11 protein-coding genes are annotated in these 10,956 nt (G+C 45.5%); 7 read left to right on the forward strand and 4 right to left on the reverse strand.

What is annotated here, in order from left to right; translation table 11 throughout:
• Window positions 1–37 precede the first annotated feature (37 nt).
• The 4 genes from ACJJIJ_RS05685 to ACJJIJ_RS05700 all read left to right on the forward strand — a co-directional run bounded on the left by ACJJIJ_RS05685 (window position 38) and on the right by ACJJIJ_RS05700 (window position 2,311).
• A complete protein-coding gene (locus tag ACJJIJ_RS05685) occupies window positions 38–217 on the forward strand; it encodes a hypothetical protein (RefSeq protein ID WP_444938882.1) in 180 nt (59 codons plus the stop codon).
• Window positions 218–355: 138 nt separating this feature from the next.
• Window positions 356–1,156 (forward strand): nucleotidyltransferase domain-containing protein, encoded by an 801-nt coding sequence (locus ACJJIJ_RS05690; protein ID WP_444938883.1) that lies wholly within the window; start codon window positions 356–358, stop codon window positions 1,154–1,156.
• Window positions 1,157–1,397: 241 nt separating this feature from the next.
• On the forward strand, window positions 1,398–1,604 hold the full coding sequence (locus tag ACJJIJ_RS05695) for a hypothetical protein (protein ID WP_444938884.1): 207 nt from the start codon (window positions 1,398–1,400) through the stop codon (window positions 1,602–1,604).
• Window positions 1,605–1,804: 200 nt separating this feature from the next.
• Complete coding sequence (locus tag ACJJIJ_RS05700; RefSeq protein WP_444938885.1) at window positions 1,805–2,311, forward strand: IQM protein middle domain-containing protein; 507 nt, start codon at window positions 1,805–1,807, stop codon at window positions 2,309–2,311.
• A gap of 187 nt (window positions 2,312–2,498) precedes the next feature.
• On the opposite strand, the gene ACJJIJ_RS05705 is transcribed toward ACJJIJ_RS05700, so the two are convergent.
• From ACJJIJ_RS05705 to ACJJIJ_RS05720, 4 genes are all read right to left on the reverse strand, one after another.
• Entirely contained in the window at window positions 2,499–3,047 is a 549-nt protein-coding gene (locus tag ACJJIJ_RS05705; protein WP_444938886.1) for a DUF934 domain-containing protein, read from the reverse strand.
• Complete coding sequence (locus ACJJIJ_RS05710; protein ID WP_444938887.1) at window positions 3,031–4,692, reverse strand: nitrite/sulfite reductase; 1,662 nt, start codon at window positions 4,690–4,692, stop codon at window positions 3,031–3,033. The genes ACJJIJ_RS05705 and ACJJIJ_RS05710 overlap by 17 nt, the downstream gene beginning before the upstream one ends.
• A 1,576-nt stretch (window positions 4,693–6,268) precedes the next feature.
• On the reverse strand, window positions 6,269–7,231 hold the full coding sequence (locus tag ACJJIJ_RS05715; protein ID WP_444938888.1) for an alpha/beta hydrolase family protein: 963 nt from the start codon (window positions 7,229–7,231) through the stop codon (window positions 6,269–6,271).
• 768 nt (window positions 7,232–7,999) lie between these two features.
• A complete protein-coding gene (locus ACJJIJ_RS05720; RefSeq protein WP_444939569.1) occupies window positions 8,000–8,260 on the reverse strand; it encodes an SDR family oxidoreductase in 261 nt (86 codons plus the stop codon).
• 876 nt (window positions 8,261–9,136) lie between these two features.
• Here ACJJIJ_RS05720 and ACJJIJ_RS05725 point away from each other — a divergent pair.
• The 3 genes from ACJJIJ_RS05725 (at window position 9,137) to ACJJIJ_RS05735 (ending at window position 10,787) form a co-directional block, all read left to right on the forward strand.
• Complete coding sequence (locus ACJJIJ_RS05725) at window positions 9,137–9,382, forward strand: hypothetical protein (RefSeq protein ID WP_252085590.1); 246 nt, start codon at window positions 9,137–9,139, stop codon at window positions 9,380–9,382.
• 347 nt (window positions 9,383–9,729) lie between these two features.
• Window positions 9,730–10,062, forward strand: a complete 333-nt coding sequence (locus ACJJIJ_RS05730; protein ID WP_444938889.1) for a hypothetical protein — start codon at window positions 9,730–9,732, stop codon at window positions 10,060–10,062.
• A 224-nt stretch (window positions 10,063–10,286) separates the two neighbouring features.
• Window positions 10,287–10,787: a hypothetical protein gene (locus ACJJIJ_RS05735; protein WP_444938890.1), complete on the forward strand. Its 501-nt coding sequence runs from the start codon at window positions 10,287–10,289 to the stop codon at window positions 10,785–10,787.
• The last annotated feature ends 169 nt before the right edge of the window (window positions 10,788–10,956 follow it).

A 10,956-nucleotide genomic window follows, 5' to 3' on the forward strand; every position in this document is an offset into this window, starting at 1 on the left:
TTTGAATTTGTCAGCAAATTTTGTCACTTGGCTTGTAATGTTTGTCATTGTTGTAATGATGGGTGCAGTTGCTTATACCGCATTAGTTCACTTCGATGTGCATTTTAAGCAGGACCGCTGGTTGCTGATTGGTTTGATCTCTATCCCAGTGCTTATCGGATCGTTGCTGGGGTATTTGGTTGGTGGCTACAAGGTGCAGAAAAGGGGCGGTAAGTAGAGTAGGGTATATGCAAGTATTCATCGTGTGGTGACTTCCTACGTTGAAGGGGCTAATAGTGGCCTTTCAAAGGCAGTGTCACTCTCTTGAATAGTAACTTTTGTCCATTGCCCATGGTAGATTGGTAGAGAGAAATTGATGGAATTGGTAGTACAAGAAAAGTTAAAAGCACTTGAAGCTGAGAAAGGTATAGAAATTTTATATGCCTGTGAGTCTGGTAGTCGGGCGTGGGGCTTTGAGTCGCCGGATAGTGATTGGGATGTACGTTTTATTTACAAGCGAGATCTTAACCACTATTTGACACTTGGGACTCCAAGAGATGTTGTAGAAGTGCCTTTCGATAAGACCTTGGGGGATGAGCTTGACCTTGTTGGCTGGGATATCAATAAAACCCTGGGACTGTTAAGGGGCAGCAATCCGACATTAATCGAGTGGCTGTTTTCACCAAAAGTGTATTTCAAACGGCAAGAGGTTTTGGATGAACTTCGGAGCCTGGCACTCAAGTGTTGGCAGCCGCGGGCCTTAGCGCATCACTATATCAGCATGGGGTTTAACTGTTATACAAAATTTGTGCAAGAAAAGGACGCTGGTGTTAAGGAAATTAAGGTTAAAAAGCTGTTATATGTAATACGCTCAATTCTAAATGTACTTTATATAAAAAGATTTCTGTCAATCCCTCCAGTCAACTTTATGCAAGTGTGCGAAGAATTACTAGAGGATGATCAAGAGGAATGGCTATTCAAGCTGATAGTCAATTTGATTGAGCAGAAAAAGGGGTTGGATGAAGGCAGTTTTGTGATTCTGGATGCTCAACTTGATGATTGGATTAATGCCAAGCTGGATCGCGGAGTGGCTAACTCAATTGAAGAACGACCTAAATTAGATTTACAAAGTTTTGATAAGGTTTTTCATTGGGTGCTTGGTGTAAATCTTAAGTGATATTTCTTTAAAATTTGGGGCCTGGCTGATTCAGCTTGGATAGTGGGTATTTTATTCTCGGCTTCTCAGTTTTATTGTTTGCGAGCTTAAGTTAGTTCATTTTTCAAAAAAATCAACAAAGACTTTTGTTTTGGTTGGCATAGCTCTACCGCTTGGGATTAGGGCGCTTACCGGTGGTCCTGGCACTACTTTTTCAGGGAGCAGTTGAACAATTTTACCATTCCGGATGGATGGAAATGGATTGGTTAAACCTCCTGTAGTTTTCTCAGTAGATATTGCTTGTATTGTAAATGCAACTCAAGCATCAAGTTTTCTTCTTTCTATTTCACGGGAGGCCAGCTTTTATCATGGCTCTCTTTTAAAAAATGGTTTAAAAATTTCTGGGTATCATTACATGGTCTTACAGGTGAAGGGTGATTTTCACCTTGAGGCATTTTTAAAATCATAGTGTTCATTAGCTGTTCATGCTGCTTTCCATATTCTTTCAGTGAACTTTAGGGAGATCCCCTGTTTCAACTTTATTCACCGGATGGAAGGAAGCATCTTATGACTGAGGCAGAGAAAAGACAGAGAGCAAGAAGTCGCTGGAGACATTTGCGTTCTACATTGAAAACGCTGGGGCTTTTAGGTCGCTCAAGGGGGGCAAAAATGGTAGCCACTCCTTATTGGCCGGAAGTTCATCATCCCAACCACCAGGCGACCCATGGCCGTAATGGCAATGTCCGCTATCTCTCCGACCGGGATAGGCAGAAACATCTGGCCACATTTACAGGAAACATGCTGGTTATTCCTACGCAAAGAAGGTTTGAGCTGGGTATCCTGCAAAACACTGCGGGCAACATAATTTATGTTGTGGATTCACAGCGTAATTTCTATGTCGGAAGAAAAAATTTAGGTCATTTCCATCATTCCTCATTTCTGGCTGGGGGGGCGGTGTTGGGTGCAGGAACCATTGTGCTGGGCGCTGGTTATCAAATACTTGAGGTCAATAACCACAGTGGCCACTACAGGCCAGGTGCCCGGGAATTGAAGCGGGTGGCGCTTGCTATTAGTACGCTCGGTGGGGATTTGAATCAGATACCATTTCGTGTATCGGGGGCTGGGCCCGATGTTGTTTATGGTAATGGGTTAGCACTTCTCGACGCGGCGATCTAGTTGGTTTGGTTAGTGCTTAATAGGGGGGCTGGGAAGGGCTTGGGTAGACCTCGGTTTTTTGTATATGAGATTTGTGAGGGGGTTCAGGCAAGGTATTTAATTGGGGAAATAGAAGAGGATAATGCCGGGGTAGAAGCAGTGTGCCCTTGCCTATGTGGACAGGGGCACACTCAGTCGAGTATCGACCTTAGAAGCGTCTGCGGAACATTGGCAGAGGTTGATCTACACCGGACTGATAGCTGTCCCCAAAATCCTGTAGGGATTCTCTCAGGCTGGTGAGGGATTGGTTGCCTTCAAAAGCGTAGGCGTTAAAGCCACAGCGCTGCAGGTAAGTGAGCTGGTCGCGCATAAAGCCACCCACCGCACGCAGCTCCCCTTTAAAGCCAAAGCGCTCGCGCAGCATACGGCCGGCGGTAAAGCCGCGGCCATCGGCAAATGCCGGGAAGTTAACTGCGATCAACGGAAAATTATTCGCCTCGTTGCCGATAAGCTCAGCACCTTCGTCGCTGTCTATCCAGACCCCTACTTCTGCACTGCGTTCTGCCAGGGCCTCCCGATGGGCTAACCACTGGCGCAGCGGTAGGATCAGCTTGCCGGAGGGCAGGGTATTTGGATCAATGGTTCCCTCTTCCTCCAGTTGAGGTAGTAGCTGCCAATCATTGGCGCTGACCTCACCATTGAGAATTAGCTCGGAGGGGTTGCCCGGCTGTGGGCCCAGCTTAACTGGCTTTGGCATAGACTCTCTCCTTGAAGGGCTGCAGGCCGATGCGGTTATAGGTGTCGATAAAGGGCTCTTCTGTCTGGCGCTGTTCGATGTAGAGATCGAGGATCTTGCCGATCACCCCGGTAACTTCTGCGCGAGAGAAGCTGGGGCCCAGTACCTTGGCCAGACTGGCTTCGTTGGAAGCACTGCCGCCTAGTTGTATCTGGTAGAACTCCTCGCCTTTCTTGTCCACACCGAGGATGCCGATATGGCCCACATGGTGGTGACCACAGGCATTCATGCAGCCGGAAATATTCAGATTCAGATCGCCCAGGTCGTAGAGGTAATCCATATCGTCGAATTGGCGCTGAATGGCTTCGGCGACTGGAATCGACTTGGCGTTGGCCAGGGAGCAGTAGTCGCCGCCGGGACAGCAAATCATATCGGTGAGAGTGCCAATATTGGGTGTGGCAAAGCCGTGTTTGCGCGCTTGTTGCCACAGCTCGTACAGTTGGCCCTGTTCCACATCGGCCAATACCACGTTTTGGTCGTGGGTGGCACGGGCTTCGCCGAAACTGTAAGCATCGGCCAGATCGGCGATGGCCTCAAGCTGGCGATCGGTGACATCACCAGGGGGCACACCCGTTGGCTTGGTGGAGAGCTTGATAGCGCGGTAACCCGGTACTCGGTGAGGGTAAGTATTGCGGTCCAGCCAGCGCGCAAAAGCCTTGTCGCTATCAGCCTGCTGCTGCAGGGCTGCCTCGCTGGCTGTACCATCAAAGCTCTTGTAGTCAGGCTCGGTAAAGAAGGACTTGGCCCACTGCAGAGCTTCTGGGGTCAATTTCTCTACCCCGTCTTTAATGTGCTGCCACTCTTCTTCCACGCGGCGGCCAAATTCTTCGGGGCCTAGGGCTTTCACCAGAATCTTGATACGCGCCTTGTATTTGTTATCACGACGGCCCAGCTGGTTGTATACCCGTACAATCGCCTCCAGATAGGAGAGCAGATCTTCCTCCGGCAGGAAATCGCGGATGGTTTCGGCGATAACCGGCGTGCGGCCCTGACCGCCGCCGACAAGCACCTGGAAGCCAATCTCTTCGCCGCGCTTCACAATCTGCACACCGATATCGTGTACACGAATCGCAGCGCGGTCCTGCTCGGAACCGCTAACCGCGATTTTGAACTTGCGCGGCAGGAAGGCGAATTCCGGGTGGAAGGTGGACCATTGGCGGATTAGCTCGCAGTAGGGGCGGGGGTCGGCAATCTCGTCGAGAGCGATGCCCGCATAGGGGTCAGAAGTGGTGTTGCGGATGCAGTTACCGCTGGTCTGTACAGCGTGCATCTCCACTTCGGCCAATTCGGCCAGAATGGCCGGTACATCTTCCAGCTGGGGCCAGTTGTACTGCAGGTTCTGGCGCGTGGTGAAGTGCGCGTACCCTTTATCGTAGTCTCGGCTGACGCGGGCGAGACGGCGCAGCTGGCTACTGTTGAGCAGGCCGTAGGGCACGGCGATGCGCAACATGGGGGCCAGTCGCTGAATATAGAGGCCATTTTGCAGGCGCAGTGGCAGGAATTGTTCCTCACTCAACTCGCCGGCGAGGTAACGTTCCGTCTGGCCGCGGAACTGGGCAACGCGATCATTGATGATGGCGCGATCCCGGTCGTCGTATCGATACATAACAGCTTGATTCCATTGCCTTTGTGCGCGGATGGTGGAGAGGGGGGCAAGCCCCGGATGGTTCTCCGCTGGCGCCTAACATACCAGTACGCTTATGCAATAAATAACAATATTTTCCGCTATGTCTGTAACCAACAGTTATAAGAGGGGTACCGCTAGCTTAGGAGAACCGGCAAGTAAGCGTCTTCTGTCCCCGTTGATCATATTTGATTGCGGTTGTACCTGTGGAGTATAGCGACAACGCTTTTCTGAGGGGTAGCTTGGGTAACTCGTGTGAAGCCAAGGAGCACCAATGGAGAGGGCAACATTGATGCTCACCTTTACGGTCTTCGATAATGGTCATGAGCTTGTTATGGAGGTTGCTGGTTTAAGAATCTCTGGGGGAGATGCTCAAGTATGTCGGTTCTGGATTGCTGTAAGTCTGATTTTATTGGCTGGGTGGCTATAGCGGCTCTCGCAGGATTACATTCCTAGGAGTCCCCTCGTGTATTCTCTGCGAGAATGAATCCATCATCGCTCACACCAAGAGTCTCGATTTGAGGTTGATGCAGCTGTACTGCGCTTATAATGAGCGTAGATTGTGGGTGTAGCTTCGGCTCCGATAATGGAATTCTTGCAAGGTGGCAAAGAAATGGGGTTAGTTCTTCATTATTGGCGCCCCGTTAATGCTCTCAATTCACTTGCCAGGTTCAGATCACATTTGAATAACATTTGGTGAAGACAAGGGGGAAAGAATTCAGTTTTGGTTGGCACTGATTCCGGTTAGGCGTGCTCTCCGCAGGCTCACCGGCGTTAGAAAAAGCCCCGTCTAGGCTCCAGAAGGTTTCCCGGCCAGCATTGAGGTTTCCTCTGGAATTTAGCCTGAAAGAAAAGATGGATGCTCCACCCGAATCCTCTCATCCTTGCCCCTCTATAACGTGCCGCAAATTATTCCCTTTAATGCTATTATATTTGTACGTGTTATTCGTACCTTCATTTTAATAGCCACTCCCGCTAACCACGTAAAGGGAAGAGATGTGATCGGCTTGTTATTATTGTAAGTCCAGCCTGATAAATCTTTCATGCTAGTTTTTTCTGCAGATTTTTTTCACTTTATGAATCCTGAAAAAGCTAAGAGCTATTTGCGTTGCGGAGTTTTGCGGAAAAATTATTTTTCACAGCCCTTATATAAACATAAATATGGCATGCGTAGGGCGGTATGCTCAAGATTTTCTTCTGGGGTACGTAAAGTTTTGAGGGCTTCACTCTTTCCGGGTAAGGCTGTTTATTTGTTGCCATACACCATTAATTATTCTTTTTACTTTGTAAGCTTGCTATGGGTGATTTTTCCCCGAAAATCAGTATTGCGTTATAGTTCTCGATTAGTCATCGAGAGATGTTTCCCCAGTAGCTTAGCAATTGCTTCCTAAGGGTGTTCGCAATCTGTAAAGCTGGTACCGTTCGTTTTCGCTCAATTGGTGGTAGCTTATTAGTTCTTTTCTCTAGGTTGGGAGGGGGTGAATCAATCACCTGAGCCTCCCTTACCAATTGTACTTATTGTTTGAGATCAAGAAGCCATGAAGTGGTTTCTAGTATTTTAATTGGCCGGTATCTGAGATTTGTTAGAAGTTTTAAGTTTGGACTTTAGCCACAGATTAATATCTTTAACCACCTCTTTGCGCATGTTTCTCCCGTTGATATCCTTTAGTCCGTGGTCAAGTTCTTTGTATTTTCGGTATTCAATATTATCTTTTCCAAGATCTTCAAGGGTTAGCATCATTTTATCAACCATTTGAGGAGAAACAGATAAATCTCTCCCACCTTGAATAATTAGCAAAGGTATGTCGACGCTCATAAGAACTTCTTGTTGATCAATTGCGAGTGATTGATGCCACCAGTTATAGCTATGTTGGCTTGCTTCAAAGTCAAATTCTTCACTATTAAGAATCTGAGCTGCAAAATTTTTAACTTCTTTAATACTCATTTCTGGGTCTTCACTAACTGGGTGATTTAATGTAATGCTGTGTATGAGGTCGTCAATAAACTTGCGGCCTCCTCCGTTAAAAGAGATGGTTGCATCAATATAATCAATCCTTGCTGTAGCTAAGTTGGCTATTACTGCGCCCTCGCTTCCTCCAAGTATTATATAATTTTGATATTTATAATTTTTTCTGACAGCATCTAAAACATCTTGAATGTCAGATACACGCTGTTCAGGGTTATCATTTTGGATGTACTGATCAGGGCAGTCAGTTCGCTCATCCTCTAGGCTGTAGCTTAATTTGCTGTCGATGCCGTACTTTTCAATTAGGAGGAGGTCAGCTTCTGGCCATATGTTTTTATAATCGGTAAATATTGATTCTATTTTTAAAACACTATTACAGTCTGAGCCTTGAAGTATCAGTAGTAAAGTTTCACTTGGTTTGCTAGGTGATTGCTGAATTTGATAATAGGATATATTGGTGTCATCAGCTCTTTTAACTCTATGCTCATCAATGCTGTTGGCCTTAGCGGCACCGGCAAGAAAGATTATAAAAAATAATTTAAGGAGAGTTTTCATATTGCGCCTCAGTAACTTGTTCAAAAAGAATGCTCTTAGACCCTGTAAGGAGTCTTTCTTGACGTATTGATGCGGTAGTTTAATTGATTGCACCTTGGTGGTATGTATGTTCAAGTTAAAATTGATCCATCATGCTTTATGGTTTATTAATTCTAATAAGGTATATTTAGGAAAATCCTAGTGGCTAAATTTACGTTATATTTCCATGGTAATAAGGTTGGTGCTTGTAATTTTTTAAGTTTTAGTGAGTATCCTAAAGTTGTCTGGGGGAAGATTAATTTGCTCTTTGATATGTTCTATTGATATTTCAATTTCCATAATAAGCCTGGCGAGTGAGTTTGCACCGTAAGTATTTCCGGCTTAAGTTGTAATTGTTTGCTGGGTTTAAATATTAACAGCCAACCAAATTTCTCTAATATCTTTATGGTCGCTGGGCTCTTAGAGTTCGATTCTCGAGTAAGATTTAATTTTATCTGCTCGTGTGGCGCTATCTGTTGTACATGTATGGCTTCAAATGAAAGCCCTTTCTTTATCTCTCTTTCATATAAATATGGCGAACACCATCCCTTTCAAAAAAATTCACTAAAGGCCACGTGTGATAGTGTTGGTATAGTTAAGGTGTATGACAAAATACTAGTTTGATATAAATGTTTATAGTTTTTCTGAACGGCAGGGAAGGGCAGGGTCTGCGCAGGCTCTCCTTGAAAATAAACAAATGTTGCTTCATCGTTATATGCTCCCTAATAGGAAGTTGTGTTTTATATTTTTTTACTCCTTGTTTGGAGTTGCTGTGCTGCCAGCTAAAATGCCATCATCGATATTCAAATCAGTGCCAGTTATATATTTAGATTCTTCTGAGGCTAGATAAAGGGCTGCGTATGCAGCATCCTTTGGCTCTCCCATAACCCCAAGAGGTATTTCTTTAGAAATCCCTTCTATTGCTGTTTCACGCTCAATGCCTTGCCCTAGCATTGCATCCCACATGGGGGGCAGAATTGCCCCAGAGTGAATAGAGTTGCACCATTTAATTTATAACTGAGGTCTATGTTTCGGAAAGGTAATTTCCTTTTTAATAGGTTTTATATTTTACTTCTTGTAAATCTTATTAGTAGGGGGTAAAACTTGCAATACATTCGTTCTGTCGCGAACAGATTTATTTGTGCATCACTGAAAGATGCACCAAAATCTCTCAATCTATAGAAAAATTGCTCGCGCACCGGTGAAGTTGATCTCACTTGCGAAGTGCTAGTGGTACAGCAGTGCATTTTGAAATAGTTTTCGGTACTGTATCTTCGGCAGAAGGGTGGGTAAGTTGGAGTATAGCTGCTCTAAGTAAGTACACAGATTCCAAGCGTTTGAGCAAAACGCTTTCGTTGGGTAAAAAGGCTTCTTTACCTTTCAGGTCCGTGCCAGTAACCATGTATAGAGTTGCAGTAGCTGCTAAATACGATTTCTATGGGTATTGTTATGGTTGATGAAGTTCCGCCACCGGTCATTGTGAAGGTGTCGAACTGTAAGGCTATCGTCACCCATGTGTTAGTTCCCAATTATATTGGCATCTTACCCAGGGAGTTTTGCGTGAGCGAATCCGGCTTGGAGACCTATATTATTCCTCTGTAGGTGAGCTCTTCATTCAGTGGTAGTACCTCGGCGCTCAGAGTGCTCAGTAGTTTCGGTATTAATGACTCTCAGGGAGGGGCGGGTATCAGTAGTGGCTCCCCTCGCTGGACGAATTACTCCTGCGATACTCTCGTACACAACCAGAGATGCCTTCGGTCACATAATGATTCGTTTCGATTACATAGGCTTCAATTCCTATAGCCAACTGAGCATTCTTCGGAATTTTAGCCGTTGGTTCTTCAATATGTACCCGCTTGTAAATGTATCGAGTTTAAGGGCAAGTAAGTGGCCAATGGTGAGGGCTACTTGCGCGGTGTAGTAACAGCCTGCAACGTACTCGGTTATAAAGTGGGTGTGCTCGGTGTAACCGCCCCCGCAGGCAGTGGTTACTATTATCGGGTTAAGTGCATGAACCTGTGTGGCCGGGTGGAAGAAGTCCTGCTTGCCAATGATCTCACTACTACAATCCACAAGATTACTGCCTCTGCAGTATGTCTCGCGGAGTTCAACCCCGGTGTGGGTCAAGTGTAGAATCTGCATTACGACTAGAATGCCATCGGCAACCTGCTCTCTAAAACTGGCCTCAATGGTGATGGTAGCAATCGTAAGGACCTGAAAGAACATTTTGAAGTGCGGGGGCCTCAATCGCAGCGTTAGGCGCACCCCTATCAGGTCGGCGGTCAAGCTACCACCAAGAAGATTCGCTACAATGATGACGGCAATATCACCTATAAAACTGGCGTTGGTGGCCATGAATATAATGCCTCACGTCCCCATCCATGCGGTAACCAAAGCCGCAATATCATCTCTCAGTACGATACCAACGGCAACATGTGTGGCGACTCGGGCGGCCGTACGCTGGACTACACAATTCTAGCTTGGTGACTAAGAGCGGCCACGATACACACCTTACTTTCGGGCCAGACCGCAGCCGCTCCAGGCGTGTCGACGACAATAGCAAAGGTGCTGTAACCACCCTGCAGATCGACAGGGTAGCGAAAGCGACAGAGTGCAGCACCTCCGGTGCCACTATCAAGAGCTTTTATCGCCGTTATATTACAGGGATTGCTATCGAGTGTGTCGATCTGAATACACACGGTGAATCCGCCAGCCAACAGGATGAACGCAAAGATCTCCAAGGCTCTTTGAATCTCATCAACGATAGTAATGGGCTGGTAGACAAAGATACTGCTGGTAACAAACTAGTTTAAAGATTTGCTGGCCCAAACAGGTACCAGAATACCCTGATTAGGAAATTGAAAAAATTTAATTTCCGTGTTTATGAAGATGAAAAGCTTCACTCTGTATAACAACTCCCTTATCTCCCATATTGAGATCGCTCATGATTGTTTGAGTAAGGATTACACATGAGAAAAAAGGTTGTGTAATTTGGATTGAAGCGAAAACTTAAATTAACTTCATAAAAGGAAATGTTATGCCATTACCAAAAGATATAAAGGAGATGGGAGCTGCTGTTCACCCTGTTGGTGATTTTGATTTGCACTATCAAAATCCAAAGCCCCATGAAAATGGTAGCCGTTCTATTTTGACGATGAATGTATCGGTATATCTTGAGCTCGGTTATCAGTCTAAGCACGATAAAATAGTGCATGGATATTGCAGTAAAAACGATATACAACAAAGAAATACCGATGGAAGCCAGATTTATTATAAGGATAACCCTAGTGCAGATAAAGTGCTGAGTACCTTTTACAAGGCGCGTGCAGAGACTGCTGCAGTGATAGTAAAAGATTACTTTGTTAATCAGTGGTTAAAAGGACAGACACTTCAAGAAAATAAGAAGATGTTCCCCTCTGTGCAAAAAAATGAGCAAGATGATGGTTATCACTATGATGTTACATGTTACTACACTCCGGATACCACCTATGTAGTATTTCATTGTCATCCGCCGAAAGATATCAGGGTCGCACTCTAATTATAGTTAAGTGAATTACAGTCTTAAGTAATGAAGTTCTGCTGTTGAAAATTATGAAATAGACAATGTGGCCTTCAAGAGAGAGGTTCTCTTGGGGGCTGTATTGTGAATATTTCTAAGAGTAATGTAAGTATTGTACAGGTGTGCAATTTATAGATGATATTGGTCG

This window comes from Microbulbifer mixtoriginis (SeqCode) (assembly GCF_052467945.1).

Coding starts and splice junctions, on each gene's coding strand:
- ACJJIJ_RS05685 (WP_444938882.1), top strand. CDS start 38: ATGTTTGTCATTGTTGTAATGATGGGTGCAGTTGCTTATACCGCATTA.
- ACJJIJ_RS05690 (WP_444938883.1), top strand. CDS start 356: ATGGAATTGGTAGTACAAGAAAAGTTAAAAGCACTTGAAGCTGAGAAA.
- ACJJIJ_RS05700 (WP_444938885.1), top strand. CDS start 1,805: ATGGTAGCCACTCCTTATTGGCCGGAAGTTCATCATCCCAACCACCAG.
- ACJJIJ_RS05705 (WP_444938886.1), bottom strand. CDS start 3,047: ATGCCAAAGCCAGTTAAGCTGGGCCCACAGCCGGGCAACCCCTCCGAG.
- ACJJIJ_RS05710 (WP_444938887.1), bottom strand. CDS start 4,692: ATGTATCGATACGACGACCGGGATCGCGCCATCATCAATGATCGCGTT.
- ACJJIJ_RS05715 (WP_444938888.1), bottom strand. CDS start 7,231: ATGAAAACTCTCCTTAAATTATTTTTTATAATCTTTCTTGCCGGTGCC.
- ACJJIJ_RS05735 (WP_444938890.1), top strand. CDS start 10,287: ATGCCATTACCAAAAGATATAAAGGAGATGGGAGCTGCTGTTCACCCT.